At 65.7% G+C, this 23,043-nt stretch carries 15 protein-coding genes; 6 read left to right on the top strand and 9 right to left on the bottom strand.

Going from position 1 to position 23,043, the window contains the following annotated elements:
• Positions 1 to 461 precede the first annotated feature (461 nt).
• Together ABIC66_RS16135 and ABIC66_RS16130 are read left to right on the top strand one after the other, a co-directional pair.
• The gene (locus tag ABIC66_RS16135; RefSeq protein ID WP_354071277.1) at positions 462 to 3,347 is read left to right on the top strand and encodes a TonB-dependent receptor; all 2,886 of its coding nucleotides are present in this window, start codon (positions 462 to 464) and stop codon (positions 3,345 to 3,347) included.
• A 433-nt stretch (positions 3,348 to 3,780) separates the two neighbouring features.
• A complete protein-coding gene (locus ABIC66_RS16130; protein WP_354071276.1) occupies positions 3,781 to 4,254 on the top strand; it encodes a GatB/YqeY domain-containing protein in 474 nt (157 codons plus the stop codon).
• Between the two features lie 151 nt (positions 4,255 to 4,405).
• Here the strand turns inward: ABIC66_RS16130 and ABIC66_RS16125 are convergent, their stop codons facing one another.
• Positions 4,406 to 8,146, bottom strand: coding sequence for a beta strand repeat-containing protein (locus tag ABIC66_RS16125; protein ID WP_354071275.1), 3,741 nt, complete (start codon positions 8,144 to 8,146; stop codon positions 4,406 to 4,408).
• A gap of 264 nt (positions 8,147 to 8,410) precedes the next feature.
• Positions 8,411 to 11,146, bottom strand: a complete 2,736-nt coding sequence (locus ABIC66_RS16120; protein ID WP_354071274.1) for a glycoside hydrolase family 95 protein — start codon at positions 11,144 to 11,146, stop codon at positions 8,411 to 8,413.
• A gap of 489 nt (positions 11,147 to 11,635) precedes the next feature.
• Between ABIC66_RS16120 and ABIC66_RS16115 the strand changes: the two genes are divergently transcribed.
• Positions 11,636 to 12,883 (top strand): GDSL-type esterase/lipase family protein, encoded by a 1,248-nt coding sequence (locus ABIC66_RS16115; RefSeq protein WP_354071273.1) that lies wholly within the window; start codon positions 11,636 to 11,638, stop codon positions 12,881 to 12,883.
• A gap of 41 nt (positions 12,884 to 12,924) precedes the next feature.
• Here the strand turns inward: ABIC66_RS16115 and ABIC66_RS16110 are convergent, their stop codons facing one another.
• Positions 12,925 to 13,818 carry a LysR family transcriptional regulator gene (locus tag ABIC66_RS16110; RefSeq protein ID WP_354071272.1) on the bottom strand — a complete coding sequence of 298 codons (894 nt, stop codon included), beginning with the start codon at positions 13,816 to 13,818 and terminating at the stop codon, positions 12,925 to 12,927.
• A gap of 118 nt (positions 13,819 to 13,936) precedes the next feature.
• Here ABIC66_RS16110 and ABIC66_RS16105 point away from each other — a divergent pair, with 118 nt between their 5' ends.
• Both ABIC66_RS16105 and ABIC66_RS16100 read left to right on the top strand, forming a co-directional pair.
• Positions 13,937 to 14,842 (top strand): PhzF family phenazine biosynthesis isomerase, encoded by a 906-nt coding sequence (locus tag ABIC66_RS16105; RefSeq protein WP_354071271.1) that lies wholly within the window; start codon positions 13,937 to 13,939, stop codon positions 14,840 to 14,842.
• Between the two features lie 5 nt (positions 14,843 to 14,847).
• Complete coding sequence (locus ABIC66_RS16100; protein WP_354071270.1) at positions 14,848 to 15,243, top strand: RidA family protein; 396 nt, start codon at positions 14,848 to 14,850, stop codon at positions 15,241 to 15,243.
• Between the two features lie 29 nt (positions 15,244 to 15,272).
• Here ABIC66_RS16100 and ABIC66_RS16095 read toward each other — a convergent pair whose 3' ends face one another.
• Positions 15,273 to 16,283 (bottom strand): zinc-dependent alcohol dehydrogenase family protein, encoded by a 1,011-nt coding sequence (locus tag ABIC66_RS16095; RefSeq protein WP_354071269.1) that lies wholly within the window; start codon positions 16,281 to 16,283, stop codon positions 15,273 to 15,275.
• A 92-nt stretch (positions 16,284 to 16,375) separates the two neighbouring features.
• On the opposite strand from ABIC66_RS16095, the gene ABIC66_RS16090 reads away from it, so the two are divergent.
• The gene (locus ABIC66_RS16090; protein ID WP_354071268.1) at positions 16,376 to 17,299 is read left to right on the top strand and encodes a LysR substrate-binding domain-containing protein; all 924 of its coding nucleotides are present in this window, start codon (positions 16,376 to 16,378) and stop codon (positions 17,297 to 17,299) included.
• Positions 17,300 to 17,384: 85 nt separating this feature from the next.
• Here ABIC66_RS16090 and ABIC66_RS16085 read toward each other — a convergent pair whose 3' ends face one another.
• From ABIC66_RS16085 to ABIC66_RS16065, 5 genes are all read right to left on the bottom strand, one after another.
• The gene (locus ABIC66_RS16085; protein ID WP_354071267.1) at positions 17,385 to 18,569 is read right to left on the bottom strand and encodes a DUF3089 domain-containing protein; all 1,185 of its coding nucleotides are present in this window, start codon (positions 18,567 to 18,569) and stop codon (positions 17,385 to 17,387) included.
• On the bottom strand, positions 18,569 to 19,741 hold the full coding sequence (locus ABIC66_RS16080) for an acetyl-CoA C-acyltransferase (protein ID WP_354071266.1): 1,173 nt from the start codon (positions 19,739 to 19,741) through the stop codon (positions 18,569 to 18,571). Before ABIC66_RS16080 ends, ABIC66_RS16085 begins: the two co-directional genes overlap by 1 nt.
• Complete coding sequence (locus ABIC66_RS16075; protein WP_354071265.1) at positions 19,741 to 20,649, bottom strand: SDR family NAD(P)-dependent oxidoreductase; 909 nt, start codon at positions 20,647 to 20,649, stop codon at positions 19,741 to 19,743. Before ABIC66_RS16075 ends, ABIC66_RS16080 begins: the two co-directional genes overlap by 1 nt.
• Positions 20,650 to 20,754: 105 nt before the next feature.
• Complete coding sequence (locus ABIC66_RS16070) at positions 20,755 to 21,444, bottom strand: TetR/AcrR family transcriptional regulator (protein WP_354071264.1); 690 nt, start codon at positions 21,442 to 21,444, stop codon at positions 20,755 to 20,757.
• A 50-nt stretch (positions 21,445 to 21,494) separates the two neighbouring features.
• Positions 21,495 to 23,036 (bottom strand): AMP-binding protein, encoded by a 1,542-nt coding sequence (locus ABIC66_RS16065; protein ID WP_354071300.1) that lies wholly within the window; start codon positions 23,034 to 23,036, stop codon positions 21,495 to 21,497.
• Positions 23,037 to 23,043: the final 7 nt, after the last annotated feature.

Here is a 23,043-nt window from a genome sequence, read left to right as displayed (position 1 = left end):
GGTACGGCGTCAGCCCCGCCGACCTGCCCTACGTCTTCCCCAACTGGGCCAACTGGAACGGCGGCGGCAGAGGGCCCGTGCCGCTGTTCGGGTAGAAGCAAGAGGCAGTGCGTGGGGCGCCGGCGCCCGGCGGCTGAAGACGATCCCGCTCGCGCAGATCTAGATCGGTTTTGGCCACGCCACTTCTGGCCAGCTCGCTAAATTTGTCATACCAAATCCCACCGAAAAAACAGCCTAAGCGGGATTTTTATCGTACTTAAGCCGCCAACATGGTTGAACGACGGCAATCCCGTAGCGCCGAAGGCGTTTGAGCGCAAATTCCGCCACGCTCGCACGACAAATGGCCTAATCAATTTCGCAAATTTGGTCATGCCAGTCTTGTCACCGGTGTCATTATTGGCCTAACCTTGGTTTGTTAGAGGGCCCCAAAGAGGGTTCGCCGCCAACCCAAAGGGGGGAAAATGAGCCTGCAGTCTTCGCGAGGCCGTCGCGCCGCGCTCTTGGCCACCGCGGCTATCGCCTTCGCGCCCGCCGTTGTTACAGCGCAAGCGACACACCAGCCCGCTCCGAGCGAGTCGCCGAGCGCTCAGGTCGACGAATTGGTTGTCACGGGCATCCGCGCCACCCAGCGCAACTCCATCGCCACCAAGCGCAACACCGAGACGATCGTCGACGCCATCGTCAACGACGAGATCGGTAATCTGCCCGACAATTCGGTCGGAGACACGCTAGAGCGGATCACCGGCGTCACCGCCGACCGCTTCAAGGGCAACGCCAACGAGCTTTCCGTGCGCGGCCTGGGCCCAACGCTCAGCTTCTCCACCTTCAATGGCCGCGAGGTGTCGACCGCCGGCCCCGATCGCTCGGTGGCGTTCCAGCAATTCCCCTCGGAGCTGATCAACGGCGTCCTGGTCTACAAGACTCAACAGGCCGACATGGCTGAAGGCGGCATCGCTGGCGTCATCAATCTGCGATCGATCCGCCCGCTGGAAGCCAAGCCGCGCATCCAGGCTGAGTTCCGCGAGATGTATTCGCCCAAGGACGACGCCGTGCGGGGTCGCGACGGGCTGGGATATCGCTACAACGTCTCGGCCACCAATCGTTGGGACACCAAGATCGGCCGCATTGGCGCTTCGATCGGCTACCAGCACCAGGACCAAGCGCAGCCCGAAGATTACTACTCAACGAACTCGGCCTTTATTCCCTGCTCGACCTCGGCCCTGGACGCGACCCTGATCACCGGAACCGCCGCGGCCCAGACGGCGGCGGGCACGAGCTTCAACTGCGCGGTTCGCTCGACCCTGTCGGCGGCCAACCAAGCCGGGACGACCGACAGCCCCCTCTATTTCGCCACCACCTCGCGGACCTTCCGCCAGATCAACACAAGCGAGATTCGCGACGGCGTCATCGGCGCCCTGCAATGGCAGCCGACCAAGAGCCTCGATTTCGTGCTGGACGGCCAGTACTCCAAGCGCTCGAGCCTGGAAAACCGCAACCAGCTCGCCATTACAGAAGCGGCTCGCGGCGTTACGCCTCTGATCATCGGCGGGCAGAACAACGGCTACAGCGACGGCGCGCTGATAAAATATACGGGCAACTCGAACCTGGAGGTCCAGCGTGAAGACCGCCTGCGCGAGGAGGAATATGTCGGCGGCGGTTTGGCCACGACCTGGCAGGGCGATCGCCTGACCCTCAGCAGCGACCTCTCCTATTCGAGGTCGCATCGTACCGAGCTGCAAAAGGCCACCAACATGCGTTCCGGGCGCCGCGTGGTCTACACGCTCGACGGCGCGAACGATGTGGTCCCGGACGTCACCTTCGTCGGCTTTGACCTCAATGACCCGGCCAACTTCCTGATCGCGACCCCGGCGGCTAACACCAACTACGCCCGCTACCGCCTGATCACCGACCGAAAGGACGCCATCAGCGCTGTTCGTCTCGACGGCAAATATGACCTGGGCGGGGGCTTCTTCCACACCTTGAGCGGCGGCTTCCGCTACTCCGTCCACACCCGCAAGAACGACGCCAACAACAATAGCGACGTCAGCATTCCGATCGCCCGCGATGGCCTGACCGCCGCCCAGATCGTCGCTCAGGCCAACACCAATTGCCGGGCCCCGTTTGCCACGACCCGCTTCATGGACAAGTCCTCGACCAACATTCGGTCGTGGGCGCAGTTCGACAACAGCTGCCTGTTCCGCGCCTATACCGGTCGCGACACGAATCCGCTGCTCGCCGATAGCCGCGGTCCCGAAGACATCAACGTCAAGGAGAAGATCGCTTCGGCCTATGTGATGGGCCAGTTCCGGTCCGAACTGAACGGCGTGCCCGTCAGCGGCAACATGGGCTTGCGCTACGTCGAGACAAAAGCCGAGTCGACGGGCTTCCGATCCGAGGTCCTGGTGACGCCATCGGTCGCCGGTTCAATCGCCACCGTGACGTCGATTCCGGGGACGATCTCGACCATGAAGGGCGAGGGCAAGTACCACTACTGGCTGCCTAGCCTGAACGTGAACTTCGACCTCACCGACAAGACCCGCCTGCGGTTTGGGGCCTCGCGCGCGATCTCACGCTCCGGCATCGAGGACTTCAACGTCGGCATTACGCCGGTCGTCGACGCCACGGCCACGACGGTCCAGGCGGCCCTGGCCAACTCCAATACCGGTAATCCAAAGCTCAAACCGCTGGCGGCGTGGAATCTCGACAGCTCGCTCGAGTTTTACCTGACGCCGGAAAGCGCCCTGTCGTTCGCGACCTATTACAAGTGGATCAAGAACGCCTCGTTCGATGCGGTGCAGCCCTTCACCACCTCGATCATCGCCAATGGACAACTGGTGACCTTCAACGCCGTCGCGCCAGCCAATGACCCAACCACGCGACATCTCTACGGCTTCGAGGCAACCGGAAGCTACATCTTCAGCATGCTGCCCAAGCCCTTCGACGGGCTTGGCGCCACCATCGGCTACAACTATGCCCACGCCGACTTTGCCTTCCCGGACCCCTCGACGGTCGCGCCCTACGTCCAGCCCGCCAATCTGCGGGGCCTTTCCAAGAACAACGTCAATGGTTCGGTGTTCTGGGAGGGCAAGAAGCTCCAGCTGCGGGCGTCCTACCGCTACCGGACGGACTATTCCAAACCCAACAGCGGCACCAATCGCAACGTCCGCGGCTCGGGCATCCTCAACCTGTCGGCCAACTACGATCTCACCAAGAACCTGCAACTGAAGCTGCAGGCCCTGAACGTCACCGGCGCTCGGGACATCATGTACAAGGCCGGCGAGGACTCGATCACCGAGGTCAGCGAGAGCGGCCCCCAATACTTCATGGCCCTGCGCTTCCGTTACTAGTCCGGGTTCTCGTCCCTCGCCGCGCAAGCAACTGGCGAGACAGGCGCGCGCCATGCGTGCGCCACGCCTATCCTGGCTGCGATCCCGAGACCGGCGTCGCACACCGCGCTCAGACCTGGGCGGCGCTTGCCGTCGCCCAGGCGCCCCTTTTTGCGCACACGACGTTAGACGCTTATCTTTCAACTCGCCCAACGCAGGATGATGTGCGGAGATGCCGGGGCTCACTGGCGCGACCTCGTCGCGCAACGGGGCAAGCATCGGAATGGGTTTGATGCGCTCCCTGTCTTATCCGAGAGACGTGAGATCGTTGCACCGACGGGGCGGGTATTTAGCCCGGCCCCTCTCGCGACTTACGCCCCGACCGTGCTCTTGAGAGCTGTGGTCGCAACCCGCGACGGCGCTACCGAATAGAGTGAACCGAAAGGACGACGACATGGCTTTGCTCGACGAACTCAAAGCTGACCAACTGGCGGCGCGCAAGCTGAACGACCGCCTGAAGGCCGACCTGCTCACCACATTGATCGGCGAATCTACACAGATCACGACCGAAGAATTCAAGCGCGGCGTGACGGAAATCACTGACGAAAAGGTTGTCGCAACCGTCGCGAAGTTCTTGAAGAACACAAAGCTGACGTTGGAAAATCTCGCAACCGAGCGCGCGCGTCTGACCGAAGCCGGTGGCGATGTGTCGAAGGTGGACGAGCGAGCCAAGGCGGCTGAGACGGAATTGGCGATCCTGTCCTCGTACGGTCCAAGGCAGATGACGGAATCGGAACTGCGCGAAGCCATCAACGACTTTCGAACCAAGAACCCCGACGCCAATGTCGGAACGATCATGGCCCACCTGAAAACTCGCTTCGGCGGTCAGTATGACGGCAAGACGGCCAGCACGTTGGCCAAGGCTTAAAGGAAGAGCGCCCTCCTCGGTGGCTGACGTCCGCGGCCGTGAAGTTGGGCGGCAGAACGCGGGCCATTTCACGTTCGCCGGTTGATCGGCGTCGAGACCGGTCCGGCGACCTTCGGTTTCAAAAAGGTCGCCGGACCGGGCCGGACGGTGGCTAGAGGACGAAGTCCGCCGCGGTGAGCGAGGACACGCCGAGCATGGTGACGTTGAAGTCGGCGACGCCGTCGCCGTTCACGTCGCCCGAGAACACGACTCCGTCCGAGGTGACGGCATAGCGAACCTGGCCCGTGGCGTGCGTGAAATCCCCCGTGCCAAGGAACACGAAGGCGTGGTTGCCTTGCGAGTTGGCCGGCGAGGCGTCGATCGTCGACAGATCGATCCTGTCCACGCCGCTGACGAAGTCAGTGATCACGTCCCAGTTGCCTTCGGTCGCGTCGTTGAAGTCGAAGACGTCGGCCCCGGCCCCGCCTGTCATGGTGTCGGAACCCAGGCCCCCGACGATGCGGTCGGCGCTGGCCGACCCGACGAAGATGTCATCGCCGGCCTTCAGGTCGATATAGGCGACCCCGGTGACCGCGATGTTCGTCAGGTTGAAGTTGTCATTTCCGTCGGTGAAGGCGACGCCGACATTGGCGTTACCCGCGCCGTCGATGGCCTCGATGTTGGTCATCGAACTGACGGCGATGATCACGCCCTGCGACCAGGCCGCCAAGGTGTCGTAGCCGGAGCCGCCATCGACCGCGTCCGTGTCGCCGTAGGCGGTGAAATAGATCCGGTCGTCGCCGGACTCGCCATAGATGGTGTCCAGGCCGCCCGTGCCCATGATCACGTCGTTGTCGTACGTCCCGTGGATCGTGTCGTTGCCGAGCTCGCCGGTGATGTATTGAATCTGGGTGAGCTTGACCCCGCGAAGATCGATCATGTCATCGCCGGAGGTTCCGTGGATCTGGGTATTGCCCGAGACGCTGCCCACGACCTCCTCGATTCCCTGGAAGTTGAAGGGCACCCATACGGCGCCCCCACCGGGCGCGATGATCTTGTCGTAGCCGGCGCCCCCTCGGATGTCGTCCCAACCGGCGCCGAAGCTCAGCTGGATGATGTCGTCGCCATCGCCCGTGTCGATGAAGTCATTGCCGGCCCCGCCATCGACGAAATCGGCTCCGGCAGTTCCATAGAAGGTGTCGTCGCCGCCGTTGAGGGCGAACACGGCGAACTTTCCGGTCACGGTCATGGTCCGCAGGTCGAGCGTGTCGTTAGCGGTCGACATAACGAGCGCGACATTGGCGAAGCCGCCGGTGGAGAGCTCCTCGACGCTGGTCATCGCGCCCAATTCGATCGTGGCGCCGGCGCCATTGGCGACCAGCTTGTCCCACCCCGCCCCGCCATCGACGGTGTCGAAGCGGTAGTTGGTCCCATCGGATCCGCCATAGACGAAGGTGTCGTCGCCCGCCCCGCCCTTGAGCGTGTCGGGGCCGCCGTTGCCGACGATCGTGTCGTTGCCGGCGCTGCCGATGATGGTGTCGCCCTGGTTGCCGCCGGAGATGTACCCGATCCCCTGGAGCTGAACGTTGGTGAAATCCCAATTGATGACGGTGAGCAGGTATTGGACGCCGATCCAGGCGCCGGCGAAGCCGCCCGAACTGATCTTTTCGACATTGGCGAGCGACGACAGGAAGATGGTGGCGTTGTTCTGGTAGGCTCGGATCTCGTCGAACCCGGCGCCGCCGTCGTAGCCGTCCTGCCCCGTGTATTCGCCGACTAGGAAGAGGTCGTTCCCGTTGCCGCCGATCAGGGCGTCGTCGCCGACGCCGCCTTCGAAGATATCGTCGCCGTTGTTGCCGTAGAGGACGTCGTTCCCGTCCTGGCCTCGAAGGATGTCGTTTCCCTGGGTGCCGTTGATGGTGTCGTTGCCCAGGCCGGCATAGACGCTCATCGTGCCGATGCCCGCCATGCCGCTGAAATCCCAGACGTCGTTGCGGTCGGTTCCCTGGAAGCCGACATTGGTGAAGCTTCCGCTGTCGATGACCTCCATCCCCGCGATCGACCTGACGGTGACGATGACGTTGCTAGCGGTGAATTTGATCGTGTCCGTGCCCGCGCCGCCATCGAAGATGTCATTGCCGCCCGAGGGGCCAATCAGGAAGGTGTCGTTGCCAGCGCCGCCGGACAGGGTGTTGTTGCCCGAGCCGCCAATGAGGATGTCGTCGCCGACACCACCGGTCAGGGTGTCGTTGCCGTCCAGCCCGGTAAGCTGCCAATCCTGAACATCGGGCACGGTAAAGCCGTCGGCGCCCGCGGTGCCGGTCCAGTAGCTATCGATCTCGTCGATCAGGGTGACGGTGATGTTGCTGCTGCTGGTCAGGGCTCCGTCGCTGGCCCGCACCGTGAGGGTGTGGCTGCCTTGCGTGTCGGCGTCCAGCAGGCTGGCGTTGGCCACGGTGACGACGCCGGTCGCGGCGTCGATGGCGAAGCGGCCTCCCGCGTCATCGGTCAGGCTATAGGTGACCGTCCCGCCGTGCGGATCTGGGGCGGTTAGGGTCAAGCCGGCGACCACGGTCCCGTTCGTGGCGTGCTCCGACACCCGGTTGGCCGCCCCGTTGATGTCGGAGGGAGCCGCCGGAGCGGCGTTGGTGACGTCGATCGTGAAGCTGGCGCTAGCGCTCTCGGTTCCACTGCTAGCCTGGACGACAATGACGTGCGAGGTCGCCGTCTCGAAGTTCAGCAGGTTGGCATTGGCCACGGTGACGACGCCGGTCGCGGCGTCGATGGCGAAGCGGCCTCCAGCGTTGTCCAGCAGACTGTAGACCAGCGGACCGCCGTTTACGTCGGCGGCGCCGATCGCCAAGCCCGCGACCACCGCGCCATTCACCGCGCCTTCGGAGACGGTGTTGGCAGCGCCGTCGCCGTCGGTCGGCGCACCGTTCGCGACGTTGGTCACGGCGATGGTGAAGTTCTGGCTGCTGAACGCGCCTTGGCCATCGGTGGCCAGGATGGTGATCTGATGCGAGGGCGCAGTCTCGAAGTTCAGCTTGGTGGCGTCGGCCACAGTGACGACGCCTGTCACCGGATCGATCGCGAAACGGCCGCCCGCGTCATCGGCGAGGCTATAGGTTACTGCCCCGGTCTTCGGATCCGTCGCCGAGGCCGTGACCCCAACCGTCGCCCCATCGGCGGCCCCTTCCGAGACGGCGTTGACCGCCGTATCGGCGTCTAGCGGCGTGGTCGGCGCGGCGTTGGTCACCTCGATGGTGAAGTTGGCCGACGAAGTCGCGGTCCCATCGCTGACTTGCACCGTGATCTGATGCGATGTCGCGGTTTCGAAGCTAAGCTTGGAAGCGTCGGCCACGGTGACGACGCCGGTCGCGGGGTCGATGGCAAAGCGTCCGCCCGCGTCATCCAGCAGGCTGTAGGTCAGGACCTGGCCCACGTCCGGATCGACAGCGCTCAGCGCGAGACCGACGACGGCGGTCCCGTTCGCCGCGTCTTCTGCGACGGTGTTGGCCGCGGCGTCGCTATCGGTCAGCGGGCCCGGGGCTGCGTTTGGCGCCGGCAGGTCGATGACCGTCGCGCCGAACCGCAAGCGTTCGACGTTGACCAGGGTGTCGGTCCCGTCGGGACCGGTGATCGTCGCGGAGATCCGATCACCGCTCCAGACGTAGTCACCCGCCGCGCCGGAGAACACCGCCGTGTCGTCGCCTTCCCCGCCATCGAGGATGTCGTCGCCCACGCCGCCGTTCAGGAGATCATCGCCCTCGTCGCCGTGCAGAATGTCGGCGTCGAGCCCTCCGGAGATCTGATCGACGCCAGCGCCGCCATAGACCACGTCGACATTGTCGGGAGCGCCTTCGTCGCCGACATAGACGTCGTCACCCGAGCCGAAAGTCTTGACGTACATGACCTGTATCCCCGCGCTTGGGACGTCTCGCCCCGGTTGAGCAAGGAACCGATGCACGTTCCAAAAAGGCCTGACTAGCGCTCGATCGCCATGTTCGGCAAAAAGTTGTGGACAACTTATGGTTACATACGAATCAACCCTACATAAGCATTGGGGACGGGGGTTCCAGGCCGCGGGCGTGGGTCCGCGTTGGAGCCGGATGAACGCGGAGCTCCCGCCCGATCGATAGCGCTGGGCGGTTGCGGGGCTCTATCGACGCTCCGGTCAGCGCGCCCCCTCGGGTCGGTAAGGGAGATCATCGACGGGTCGAAGGCGGCCGACGGCGTCGCGCTCAGGTCGGTTTCGGAAAATGCCTTCACTAGCCACCCTCTCTCCGGCGGCTGTGACGCCGATGACCCGATAGCGAAGGTGTTGAACGGCGCCGACCGTGGCGTCTTCATCCACGTACTGCGATTGGGAGAGACCGTTGGCGATCTGCTCGTAGGCCGGGGCGTCGCCCACCGCCCGCTCGACGGCGTAGGCTTTAAACCGGGGGTCGGCGCGCCAGCTTAGCAAAACGGTTTCGTACCGATCGGCGGCGATTTTCAAATCTTCGGTGAGCGGCGAGACGCTTGCCGGCGGGATCGATGTCACGACGTAGGTCACGCCTGGCGCGGTGTCGAAGCTCACATCGCCGCGTGCATCGGGACGAACCGAGACGCTCGCCCCCTTCGCCGTGCGAATTTTCGCCAGGGCTATCCCAGGATAGCGGAGCGTCAGGGGGCCGCCGACCTTGGAAAGGATTTCAAACCGATCAGCATGGCCGTTGGACCAGTCGGCGGAAACTTCAAAGGCCCCGCGGGCCAGCAGGCCACGGTAGTGGCCTTCACGCCAGGAGCTCGGCAAGGCCGCCAGAGGCGCAATCACGCCGTCCGCGCTCTGGAGCAGCATCTCTCCCACGCCCGCGCTGACGCCGAAGTTTCCATCGACCTGGAACAGTTTCGTCGTCAGGGAGTCCCGGTGATTGTTCCACAGGTTGGACATGGCGTGATGGGTCAGCCAGTACCGGTAGAAATAGTAGGCGGTGTCGCCATCCCCGAGACGGGCCCATGTGAGCATCCGCTCGGCCTGCGCCCAGCCGGTTCCGCCAACGGATCCGCGGCCTCGAAGCGAAACCTTGGCCGCGTCTCGCCAGGCGGGGGTGTCGCTGGTGATCAGACGGCCAGGATAGACGCCAAGCAATTGCGAGATATGTCGGTGCTTGGGGTCTCCGATCGAACCGTAGGTCGTTTCCTCCTGATATTCCTTGATCTGGCCGGACGCCCCGATCCGAATTGGGTCGAGCTTGTCCTTTTGAGCGTTGATCCTGGCGATCACCGGATCGTTGCTGACGCCCAGCAGGCCCGCCGCCGCAACCGTGTCGCGGTAGTTCTCGAAAATCATCTGCTGGTCGAACGTCGTACCGACTGACTGCAGGCTCGCGGCGTTCTCTGGAGATGACGACGGCGCGGCGAGAAACTTGCCGTCCTTCTCGGTCAGGAAGCGGGAGAGAAAATTGGCCTGACCGCGCATCGCCGGGTAGACGACCTCGCGCAACAGCGTCTTGTCGCGCGTGAAATCGTACCGATCCCAGAACAGCATGGTCGTCCAGGGGCCCGTACCGAAGCCCGAATGCGCGACCTTTCCGCTCGGCTCCAACGGTCGCATGGAATTGCCAAGCGCCCAGCCATCGTCGCCATCGGCCGATAGGCCGGTGGGGTGATACGCCTTCAGGTACTCGGTGGCCCGCGCCCGGTGGGCGGGCAGATAGGCCTTGTAGAAGTCGATGTAGCTGTCGAAAAGTTCCGGCAGGTTATTCACGAACGCGGGCCAGTAGTTCATCTGCTGGTTCACATTGTGCCAGTATCCCGATGACCACGGCGCATCCTGGTAGACGTTCCAGACCCCTTGCAAGTTGGGGGGTAGCGCCCCCTTCCGCGAGGACGAAATCAAGAGATAGCGGCCAAGTTGGAAGCCGAGCTCTTCCAAGTAGGGTTCGGACTCACCCTTCCTGGCCGCATCCAGCACCTGGTCGGTCGGCAGCGAGGGCGTAGGCCCGCCCAAGTCAAACGCCGCCCGACCGTAAAGCGCGCCGTAGTCGGCGAGATGTCGCGCTTTCAAAACCCCGAACGGGCGACGGGCGGCGGCGTTTAGGGTCGCGCTCACCTGCTGGTGGGGATCGGGAAAACCCTTCAGCTTGGCCAGGGGATCTTTTTCCGAAAAGACTTGGGGGTCCAGGCGATAGTTGGTCCCCAGCGCCATCAGGATAACGGCGCTGTCGGCACGGTGCACGGAGATGCTCCCTTCGCCCCCGTCGTTGTTGGCGTTAAGGACGCCCCCCTGCGGGATGACTTTGAACTGCGCCTCGAACTTGATCCCATAGTAGTCCATCACGCCGCTCAGGGTGATCAGATCGCCCCGCGCCGAGGCCGTGGCATGCTTGCCGCGACGATCGTCTTCGGTGCGACGGAACGGCGCCAGGTAAGGCGCCCGAGGGCGGAGCGTGAAGTCCAGAGCCCCGGGCCGAGAGGCCGCCAGGCGGATCACCATCACCCGGTCGGGATAGCTGGTGAAATACTCGCGTGTGAACGTCACACCGTCGTGGCTGTAGCGGACATGGGCCGTGGCGGTGTTGAGGTCGAGATCGCGGCTGTAATCCTGTGGCGTCGCGTGCGGGAACTCTAGCGCCACCTCCGCGAAATTGTTGAGTCCTCCGATGCCGTTGGCGGGCGTATCGACCAAGCTATTTTCGGTGACCTGTAGTCGCTCACGAGCGACGCCGCCGAAAACATTTACGCCGAAATAGCCGTTTCCAAGCGGCAAGGACTGGTCCAGCCATCCCTGGACACTGTCTGCCGCCGGGCTCCGGTACCAAAGCCGCATGGGCTTTTCCTGAGGGCTTCCATGCGCTGGATGCGCCTGTTCGGCGGCGTTGGCTTGCGCGCCCATCGCAATGCCAAAGGCCAAGACGATTGCCCGCATCCATCTCATAGCTTGTCTCGTCTTTGTCATCGAATGGGGATGGGTGCGGCGGGGGCGGCCGGATCGAGGTCGCGGCGCGCGCCTCCAAGCGATGGCCGACGATGTCTGGCCCTGCCTGCCCGCCGCGCCCGCGTTGCAAGGGAAGCAATGCTGACGAACGCCGTTGAACTGGCGAGACCCAGCTTGGTGCGCCCCCTCTTTTTCTAAACCGTTGCAACCCTGATGCACTCAAGATGTTCGCATGTCAATTTTAGTTTCATTTATAAATTACTCAGGACCCACCCTCGGGACTTTCGTGTTCAGAATCTTCAAGGCAAGACTGCGGCGCGCCGGCAGGTTCAGGCGTAGCCACGTCACTGCGCAACAGCAGTGGCGCTGTCGGCGGTTGACTGACATGCCGGCTAACGGATAATTTCATATCTGAATTCTACATCTCCATATAAATTAACTAACGACATTTAGACGCTCGGAGCGTCCTCGGGAGGGTCGATGAAGACGGCTATCGTCGCCGCCGCGTTGCTGATGTGGGCAGGCGCGGCCCAAGCAAAGATCGACCCGGTCATCCCGGTTTGGATTTCTTCCCCGACATTCAGACCCGCCACCGCCAAAGACGGCGACGTGCTCGCCTACGACGCACAGTCGGTGAGACAGGACATCCGCATTCAAGCGCCAACGACCCGTGTCGCTCTGCGCCTGACCAATGAACTTGGGACCTCACGCGTTACAGTCGGCAAGGTCGAGCTTCGCGTCATTCACGCGGATGGAACGCTCGGCGAGCCAAGGTTGGCGAAGTTCGGTGGTGCAGACGGCGTCACGCTCGAACCCGGGCTGGCCCGATACACCGACTTCGTCGACGTATCGCTCCCAGCGTTCAGCGATGTCGCGATCATCGTCCATTACCCTGGTCGAGCGGAGCCCGCCGCCCACCGTGCGGCGGTGCGCGTGGCCCAAGGCGACGATACCCCCGGAACTGACCTCAAAACCGTGCGAGGCGCGGCGATCGTTTCGGCTGTCGAGACCCCGGCGCCCAAGGCGTTCTGCCGTCACGTCGTCGTTGCGCTCGGCGACTCGATCACCGAAGGCTCGGGCTCGACGCCTCACAACAACTGGCCAAGCCGCATCGCCCGCCACTTCCACGGCAAGCGCTGCGAGGTCATTGTCGCGAACGCGGGTATCAGCGGAAACAAGGTCCTCTCGGACGGGGGCTCGCCCGGCTTGCTCATGCGGCTCGATCGAGATGTCTTCGCGATCCCGGGCCTGACAGACATCATCTTCTCCGAAGGCATCAATGACATCCGCGCCGCCGAGACGAAAACCTTCGACAGCGAGGCGCTGGCCGAGCAACTGCTGGAAGGCTATCGCCAGCTTGTGGTGCGGGCGCATGCGCACGGTGTTCGTGTCATTGGCGGCACGCTGGCCCCTTACAAGGGCACGGCCAATCAGACGGAAGCCGGCCTTGCCGCCGTCGAGCGCGTCAACAGCGCAATAAGGTCTGGGGCGATATTCGACGCCATGGTCGATTTCAACCGCGCGCTCGCGGACCCGACCGATCCCCAACGCATGCGCTCAGAGTTCCAGAAGGGTGACTGGCTTCATCCGAACGACGCTGGGTACGCTGCGATGGCGGCGACCGTTCGGGACTCCCTGTTCGCGTCGCGCCCCGCCCTGGGTGCTGGATCGCCGAAACGACGGCTTGATGGCCGCCGCTCGGCGCAAGCGTCAAGCGGATCCCGATAAGTGGCGAGCGATACTAGGCCGCGACGAAACTTGGCTAGCGCCTAGGCAAAGACGCCAGACAACCGGCCTTTGAGAAAATTGACGAACGCCGTCGTCTTGGCGGGCGGGCGCTCGGGCCAAACTAGGTGGACGCCGTGTCCAGGCTCGGCCGGCGCGGCCAAGTCGGCCATCACGGCGACGAGTTCGCCGCGCGCCAGGTGGTCGGCCGTGAGCCAGTTGGGCGTGTGCGCGAGACCCCCGCCGCCGAGCGCGGCGGCGACCGCCGCCTCGGGTGTGCTGACGACAATGGCGGGCGACGACGGCCAAAACCGCCCCCCCGAAAACCGCCAAGCCGCCTGGCCGCCGACGCCCTGACCGACGACGATGCAGTCGTGCGCCTCGAGATCGATCGGCCTGGCGGGCGCGCCGCGGCGGGTCAGGTAGTCGGGACTGGCGCACAGCACCCGCCGCGCCGGCCCCAAGGTCTGCACCCGCAACGTGCTGTCGGGCAGTCGTCCAATCCGCACCGCCAGATCAACGCCCTCTTCGATCAGGTCGACGAACTGGTCCTCGAGCCGCAGATCGACGCGAACATCCGGAAAGGCCTGACGAAACGCGCCCAGATGCGGGGCCACATAGCGCCGGCCAAAGCCGTGCGAGGCGCTCACACGCAGCAGACCGGTCGGGCGCTGTTCGGCCTCGCCCAAGCGCGCCTCCAAAGCCGCGGCCCGCGCAGCCAGGTCGCCGCCCTGCTCGGCCAGCACCCGGCCCGCCTCGGTCAGGCCCAAGCCACGGGTCGATCGTTTGAAAAGCCGCGCGCCGAGCCGCTGCTCGAAAGCCTCGATGCGCCGCGCCGTCGCTGACGGCGACAGGCCCACGCGGCGCCCGGCCGCCGAGAATCCGCCGCTCGCGGCGACGGCGAAAAAGAGTTCGAGATCGGAAGCGATCAGAGCCATAGCCAAGCCCGAAAGATGAATTCAGCTATGTGTCATACGCATAACTGATTGGCCAATGTCGAGCATACTCACCTGTTCGTTGCAAAGCTAAACTGGCGGGCAAGTCGGAGAGGATCTCATGCCCGCTTATCGCCTCTACCAAATCGACGCCTTCACCAACGCGCCCTTCACTGGCAATCCGGCCGGCGTCGTGCCCGATGCGCGTGGGCTTTCCGAAGCGGCGATGCAGGCCATCGCCCGGGAGATGAACGTCTCGGAGACCGCCTTTGTCTTTCCCGAGGCCGGCGAGGATCACGACATGACCGTCCGGTTCTTCACGCCGACCACCGAGGTGCCGATCTGCGGACACGCCACGATCGCCAGTCACTGGGTGCGGGCGATGGAAGGCGCGCCCGACGGCATCGTGCGCCAGAAAACCGGCGCGGGCGTGCTGCCGGTCGAGATCGATCGAACGGACGGCGTCACGCGCATCTGGATGACGCAGGCGCTGGCCACGTTCGACCCGCCGTTGCCGCACGCGCTTCGCGACGAGGTCTATTCCGCCTTGGGCGCGCCGCCGTTGGCGCTGGCCGATTTCGCGCCGATCAGCGTGGTCTCCACCGGCCACAGCAAGGTGATCGTTCCGCTATCCTCGGTCCAGGCCCTGCAGGACCTGAGCCCGGACCTGCAGGCGCTGGCCCGGCTGTCGGCGCGTATCGGCAGCAACGGGTTTTACCCGTTCGCCCTGGCCGATCCTGGCGAGGCCGTCAGAGCTTATGGGCGCATGTTCGCTCCGGCCATCGGCATCGCCGAGGACCCGGTCACCGGCAACGCGGCCGGGCCGCTGGGCGCCTATCTTGCCCACCATGGCCTGCTGGCGCTGACCGCCGACCGGCCCGCGCAATTCAAGGTCGGGCAAGGCCATGCGGTCGGCCGGCCCGGAACGATCCTGGTCGAGGTGCGGCGGGTGGCTGAACGCTACCGCGTGCGGGTGGCTGGCGAGGCGGTCGCGATCTTTCGCACCGAAATCGAGGTTGCGATGTGAAGGTCTTGAGCACGTCGTCCGCGCCGTCGCCCAATGGTCACTACAGCCAGGCCGTGGTCACCGGCGACATGGTCTATCTGTCCAATCAATTACCGACCGCGCCGACGACCAACGCGATCCCGCAGGGGATCGCGGCCCAAACCCGGCAGGTGATCGCCAATTGCCAGGCGATCTTGCACGTCGCGGGCAGCGATTTGACGTGCGTCGTCAGCGTGTCGATCCAGGTGACCGACATGGACAACTGGGCGCTGGTCGACGCGGCCTTGGCCGCCGCGTTCGGCGAGCATCGGCCGGCCCGCGGCGTTGTCGAGGTCTCGCGGCTTCACAAGGACGCGCTGATCGCCATGCAGATGATCGCCGGGCGACGACGCCCTTGGCCGCGGATCGTCACGATCCGCTGATCTTGAGGCCAAGGCGTCGCCGCCTTTAGTCACCAGGCGATGTCGAACACCGTCTTGCCGAACGCCTCGCCCTTGGCGAAGGCCTCGTAGGCGGCTTCGATCTGATCGAGGCCATAGGTCTGGGCGATGACCGGTCGCAGGCCCGTCGACGCCACCGCCCGTACGGCCTCGCGCAGGTCGTCCGCCGAGCCGGTATTGGTCCCGATGATGCGCAGGCCGTTGACGATCACCGCCATCAGATCCAGCTCGGCGACCCCGCCGGTGCGAAACCCGATGGTGAACACCGTGCCGCCCTGGCGAACCGACTTGATCGACCGGGGGAAGGTATCGGTTCCCGCGGCCTCGAACACTAGGTCCGCGCCGACGCCGTCGGTCAGGTCGAGCACCCGTTCATGCCAGTCCGGCGTGGTGCGATAGTTGACGCCCGCGTCGGCGCCCAGAGCCTTGGCCCGCTCGATCTTGTCGTCGGACGAGGAGGTGACGATCACCCGCGCGCCCTGGGCCTTGGCCAGTTGCAAGGTCGAAAGCGAGGCGCCGCCCGTGCCGAGCACCACGATGGTCGCGCCGGCGTTGATGTCGGCCATTTTCAGGCTGCTCCAGCCCGTGGTGAAGGTGATCGGCAGGGCGGCGATCTCGGCCCAAGTCAGGTGATCGGGCGCCCTCACCGCCGTCGCCGCATCGACCAGCTGGTATTCGGTCAAGGAGCCGGGAACCGTGACGCCCCGCATGATGTGCGCGCGCTCGCGCGTGGGACGCCCGCCGACCCAGATGGCTTTCGGGTGAATGGCGACGCGATCGCCAGCCTTGAGATGGGTTACGCCGGCGCCGACCTCGACGACTTCGCCCGCGCCATCAGCGACTGGAATATTAGGATAGCTGGCGGCCGGATAGTGGCCGCGGACCACGGCCACGTCGATGAAGTTGAGGCTGGCCGCTCGCATGCGCACCAGCACCTGGCGGTCGCCGGGCGCGGCGGGATCGGGCCTGACCACTCGCTGGAAGGCCTTGGTGTCGGGACGGGCCAGTTCGATGACATGCATTGCAAAGCTCCCTCGAAACGTCGAGACGCCCAAACTAGGGAACTGCAATCACGCCTTTAATGGCCGAATAACGCAGGTTATAAATGCGAATTATGCAGCAATCCTACGATTTGGACGTGGCGGAGATCGCCGCCTTCGTGGCCCTGGCCGAAGCGGGGTCTTTCGCCGCCGCCGCGGCGCGCCTTGGCCGGGATCCGACGATCGTCTCGCGGCGGGTCCAGGCGCTGGAGGCGCGTCTCGGGGTTCGCCTGGCCGAACGGACCACCCGGCAGGTGGCGCTCACCGAAGCCGGAACGGCCTATCTTGGCCGGGTGCGGCCTTTGCTCGAAGCGCTGGAGGAAGCCAACAGCGAAGCGGCCGAAATCGCCCACGGCGATCCGCAAGGGCGCTTGCGTTTGTCGCTACCGGCGAGCTTTGGACGCATGTGGCTGGCGCCGTTGATCGCCGAATTCCTCGAGCAGCATCCGCGCATCCGGGTGGAGGCCGAATACACCAATCGTTTCGTCGACCTGATCGGCGAAGGGTTCGACGCGGCCGTGCGGCTGGGCGCCTTGGCCGACTCTCGGCTGATCGCCCGAAAGATCGCGTCGCGACGGCGGATGCTCTGCGCAGCGCCCTCCTATCTGGCCCGGGCGGGAATCCCCGCCTCGCCCGACGATTTGGAGCGCCACGCTTGCCTGATCTTCACGGGCAAACCCAATCCCAACCAATGGGAGTTCTTGCGCCCCGATGGCGGACAATGGATCGTGCCGGTCGACGGCCCCCTGACCTGTGACGACGCCGAAGCGCTGGTGGCCGCGGGCGTTCGCGGCCTTGGCGTGGTCTACGCCAACGACTGGCTTGTGGGCCGCCAACTGCAGGCCGGCAGCCTGGTTCCGATCCTGGAAGACTGGTCAATGGCCGACGAGGGCGCCATCTACATCGTCATGCCTTCGCGCCAAGGCCTGCCCAGCAAGACGCGCGCGTTCACCGACTGGCTGGCCGTCCGGCTAAACGCCGGCGCGCCTTGGCTTTGATTGGCTCGACACGATCGGATCAAAATCAAGCCGTCCACCTTTCGCGATCGTCGCCGCGGCCGGTGGCGATACGATTGGCCGGCGATCAGACCTTTGGCGGTCGGACGAGATAGGCCTGGCCCTGCTTTTGGACGATGCGGATCAGCGTGCCGATCGAGTGGTCGACGTCGAGCAGATGCAGACCCCAGGACAGGTCGACACCCGTGCGCCGTATGATCTGGCCGCCCAGTTCGTCGGTGCGCGGATCGGCAGGAACCGCGTTCAGGTGCAAAGCCAGGTAGTTGAAGTCGCCGGCCTGAATGCATTCGGTCGTAACCAGGCCCGGCGTCTTGACGAAGAACGTGCCAATCGGCCGCGCGGGGCGGACCCACTCGGGCTGGATGTCTCCGCCGGAGCCATTCAGGAAGCCCTTGGTCAGGAAATAGGACTCCGGTTCGCCCTTGCCGCCCGCCAAGCTGGCCGGATTGACACAGGCCGCCCTCAGGCCGTCGCGCGCCTTGCCGAAGCGCGCGTTGGCCGGCGGCGGCAGCCGGTCGCGAAAGGTGACATAGGTGATCACGCAGTCGACCTGGCTCGCGGCGCGGCACAGCGGGGTCGACTTGAAGGATCCGCCGACGTCCTGCCCCGGCGGGACCATGACCAGTCCGCCCATCAGCAGGGCCGAGACCAGTTGTTTCTGGACCGGTTTGCCCTCGATCTCCTCGGCGATCAGCTTGGTCAGCATGACCGCGCCCTGGCTGTGGCCGATCAGCACGACACCCCTGCCCTCGTTCTCGTGAGCCATGTACCAGTTCCAGGCGTCGACCACGTCCGCGTAGCCCCCGACGCCGGGTGGCGGCGGGTCGCCGACGGGCCTGCGACCACCGGCCGGATAGCGCAGTCGTCGCAGCGTGCCTTGACGATAGAGTGGCGCGAATTGCCGACAGACCGAGCCAAAGCGGGCGAACTGCAGCCGGATGTTGTCCCATTCGTCGGCATTGGCCTCGAAGTCGGAGATCCAGCCCGGATCATTCGAGACGGTGGGGTAAACAAAAAAGCAGTCGATCTTCGGGTCCTTGGCCGGGACGTAGCGCTCGACCGTCATGCGGCCGCTGGGCGCGATCACCGTTGCGTCGAGATCGACCTCGCAGCGATTGTCCGCGAGGTCCGGCCGACATAGCCAGAGCGCCGGATCGGTATAGTCCGCATGCTGAACAGCCGGGTCGGGAACCCGCGCCAGCGCCGCGCCGTGCGCGGCCATCAAGGCCAAGACCGCGAGCCACCAGCGCATCACAGGACCTCGAACAGGCCGGCCGCGCCCATGCCGCCGCCGACGCACATGGTGACGACGACATGCTTGGCGCCTCGGCGCTTGCCTTCCAGGAGCGCGTGACCGACGAGCCGCGCGCCCGACATGCCATAGGGATGGCCCATCGCGATGGCGCCGCCGTTGACGTTCAGCAACGCGTCCGGAATGCCAAGGTTATCGCGGCAATAGAGGACCTGACAGGCGAAGGCCTCGTTTAGCTCCCAGAGGCCAATGTCATCGAGTCCGAGGTCGAAGCGCTCCAGCAGACGCGGAATGGCGAAGACCGGACCGATGCCCATCTCGTCGGGCTTGGTCCCGGCGACGGCCATGCCGACATAGCGGCCCAATGGTTCGAGGCCGCGCCTTTCGGCCAGACGCGCCTCCATCATCACGCAGGCGGAGGCGCCGTCCGACAGCTGGCTGGCGTTGCCGGCGGTGACGACACCGCCGGGCCGCACGGCCTTCAGGGCGGCGAGACCCTCCAGGGTGGTTTCGGGCCGAACGCCCTCGTCGCGCTCCAAGGTCACCTTGCGGAACGACACCGCCTGGGTGGCCTTGTCGACGACCTTCATGGTCGCGGTCATCGGCGCGATTTCGGCGGCGAAGCGCCCGGTCTCTTGCGCGGCCGCGGCGCGGTACTGCGAGGCCAGGCTGTAGAGGTCGCAGGCCTCACGGGTGATCCCGTAGCGCGCGGCGACCGTCTCGGCGGTGTCGAGCATCGGCATGTAGGCGTCGGGATGCAGCGCCACGAGCCCCGGATCCTGATCGACCCGCAACTGCGAGGTCTGGACCAGCGAGATCGACTCCACGCCGCCGGCGACGATCACGTCCATGCGGTCGACGATGATTTGCTTGGCGGCCGTGGCGATGGTCATCAGGCCCGACGAGCACTGGCGATCGATGGTCATGCCCGGCACGGCGACCGGGAACCCGGCGCGCAGGGCGGCCATGCGTCCAATGGTCTGCTGGTAGCCCTGCGGCAGGGAGCAGCCGAGGATGCAGTCCTCGATCTCGTCCGGCGCGATCCCCGCCCGCGCGACCGCGTGGGTCAGGGCGTGAGCCGCCAAGGTCGGCGAGGGCGTGTCGTTGAAGGCGCCGCGATAGGCGCGGCCGATCGGCGTGCGCGCCGTGGAGACGATGACGGCCTCGCGCATTACGCCCTCTCGGTCACGGATTGGGCCGCCGCGACCTTGGCGACGAGGCCGGCGCTGGCCAGCTCGCGCTCGGCCTGGGTGAAGCCATAGGCCGGAACGATCTCGCCGCCGCGGTCGGTGACGCCGTCCCATTGGCGGATCACCTGCTCGCCCGCGTCTGGCCCGCCACCGATATAGCGGCCGTCGGTCAGGGTGATGTTGGCGACGGCGAAGTGACCGGCGCCCGCACACAGGATCGTCCGGGTCGGCGCTTCGTCGGCGACCAGGGCCAGCAGGCCGGGGCTGACCAGGCCGGGGGCCAGGCGCCGCAGGCTCTCCTCGGACAGCACGCCCTCGGTCATGCCCGTCGCCGCCGTCGGGGCCAGGCAGTTGACTCGCACGCCATACTTCTCGCCCTCGATGGCCAGGGTCTGCATCAGGCCGACCAGGGCCATCTTGGCCGCGCCGTAGTTGGCCTGGCCGAAATTGCCGTAGAGGCCCGACGACGAGGTGGTCATCACGATGCGGCCGTAGCGCTGCTCGCGCATGATCTCCCAGACCGCCTTGGCGCAGACCGCCGCGCCCATCAGGTGGACGTCGACGACCAGGCGGAAGTCGTCCAGGCTCATCTTGGCGAAGCTCTTGTCGCGCAGGATGCCGGCGTTGCTGACCAGGATGTCGATCCGTCCCCACCGGTCCATGACCTGGGCGACCATCGCCCCGACGGCGGCCTCGTCGGTGACCGAGGCCGCGACGCCGATCGCCTGACCGCCAGCGGTCGCGATCTCGGCGGCGACGCGTTCGGCCGCGCCTCGGTCCAGGTCGTTGACGACCACCTTGGCGCCCTGGCTCGCCAGATACAGCGCATGGGCCCGGCCCAGTCCGCCGCCAGCCCCGGTGACGATCGCGACGCGTCCATCCAGCAACATCCGCTCTTTCCTTCCCTCGACCACCGCGAGCCCAGGCTCGCTCGTTAATTCACTATTCGCTTAGTGAGTATCTTTGGCAGACCTATCCGCGCAAGGGGTTCAACCCTAGGCCTCGCTCGCTTGGGCGCGCCCGCACACCGACAGGAAGCCGCCGGCCATGAAGGTGGCCATGCGATCCTTCACGGCGGAGAAGTCGTCGGACTTGCAGACCCCGCCCGACAGCTTGTCGATCCGACCCGTGCGGGCCAGGGTCAGCATCAAGGCGCCGGTGACGAAGTGATAGCCCCAGAAGATGTCGGCCTCCGAGCAGTCCGGCAGCGCCTTTTTCAGGATTGCGATCAGACGCAGCACCACCGGGTCGAAGTGTTCGTCCATCAGGGCCGCGCCCCATTCCGGCGCATTGGCGACCTGGGCGCCGAGGGCGGCGTAGTTCTTCCACCCCTCCCCGCCCTCAATATAGAGGTCAAGGTCGGTGTCGAGGAACGCGCGCAAGGCCCCCTCCACCGTGGGCTTGCCATCCGTGGCCTTGTCGTAGTCATCCAGCGCCCGCATCCGACGCTCGCTGGTGACCACCGCCCGGCGGGCGAACACCGCGTCGAACAGGGTCTTCTTGTCGTCGAAGTAGTAGTTCATCAGCGTGTGGTGCACGCCCACCCGCTTGGCCACGTCCTTGAGCGTGACCCCATACAGCCCGTGCTTGGAGAACAGATATTCGGCCGCGTCGAGGATCTGCTCCATCATCTCGGCGCGCTGTTCGGCCTTGGTGGTGCGACGAGGTTTGGCGTCTTGGGACACGAAGCGGACTTCCGTTGCGATAGGGGCTGATGCTGTGGACGGACGACCCGTCAGCCGCCGCCGTACTCCGTTCTCAGCCGAATTTTGTCGATCTTGCCGGTCGACGCCAGAGGCATGCGCGCCAGCCGGTAGACGGCGTCGGGGATCCACCAGGACGCCACGCGCCCGCGCAACGGCGCCAGCAGCGCCTCGTCGCTGACCTCGCCTTGCGTCTCGACTAGCAGGATCGGCCGTTCACCCCATTTGGCGTCGGAGCGGCCAATCACGGCGGCCAGGGACACTTCGGGCAGAGCCCCGACCACGGCCTCGATCTCAGCAGGATTGATCCACTCGCCGCCGGACTTGATCAGGTCCTTGGCCCGCCCCGTGATCATCAGATTGCCGTCGGCGTCGATGCGCGCGAGGTCGCCGGTCGGGAACCAGCCGTCGGCGTCGGTCGCCGGCGTGTCGTGGCCGAAATAGCGCTGGATCACCGCCGCCCCGCGCACCCGCAGGTGGCCCTCGACCTCACGCTGCTCAGGGAGCGCCAGCCCGTCGGCGTCGGTCAGCAACAGATCCACGCCCACGGCCGGACGGCCCGACAACGCCGCGCGGGACGGGTCGCCGAGCGGCGCCACCGTGCCGGAGGGCGACAGCTCGGTCATGCCCCAGCTGGTCTGCACCGTGACGCCCAGCCGCGTCTCGATGCGCTCCATCAAGGCAGGGGCCATCGGCGCGCCGCCGACGATGATGCGCTTCAGCGACGGCAAATCCGCTCCGGTCGCTTCGAGGTGCTCGACCAGGCCCAGCCAGACGGTGGGCACCCCGACCCCGACCGTGACCGCCTCGGCGGCAATCAGGCGGGCCAGGCTGGCGCCGTCGGTTTGGCGGCCCGGCAGGACCAGCTTGGCGCCGACGGCCGGCGCCGCGAACGGCAGCCCCCAGGCGTTGGCGTGGAACATCGGCACTACCGCGAGGACGGCGTCGCCGCCCGAGATCGCCATCACGTCGGCCTGCAGGATCCGCAGCGTGTGCAGGTAGCTGGAGCGGTGGGTATAGGTGACGCCCTTGGGCGCGCCGGTGGTGCCCGAGGTGAAGCACAGGCCGCACGGTGCGGTCTCGGCGAAATCGCCCCAGATCGCGTCCGGCCGCGTGGAGGCGATCAACGGCTCCAGCAGATCTTCGGCTGGGGCAGCGGCGTCAATGACCAGCAGCCGCGCGATACCGGGCGCGCGCGCCAGGATCTCGCGCGCCATCGGCGCGAGATCGGCCGAAGCGACCAGCACCTTGGCCTCGGACTGAACGACCATCGCCACCAGTTGTTCGGCCGTCAGGCGCGGATTCAGCGTGTGGCACACCGCGCCCATGCCCATGATCGCGAACCAGACCTCGACGTGGGCCTGGCTGTTCCAGGCCAGGGTGGCGACGCGATCGCCCTTCTCCACCCCGAGGCCCTCGAGCACGGACGAGACGCGCAGGGCCCGGTCTCGCAGGTCCGCGTAGCCGATGCGGTCCGCGCCGCCGCCCTCCCGGGCGGTGACCACCTGGCCATTGGGTCGCCACTTGGCGGCGTGATCCAGAAACTTGTCGAGCGTCAGGGCGAAGGCCTGCATCTCACCG

Source organism: Caulobacter sp. 1776, assembly GCF_040545685.1.
Taxonomy (GTDB): domain Bacteria; phylum Pseudomonadota; class Alphaproteobacteria; order Caulobacterales; family Caulobacteraceae; genus Caulobacter.
The sequence above is the reverse complement of the archived record's forward strand: the minus strand, read 5'-3'. Positions and strand labels throughout refer to the sequence as shown.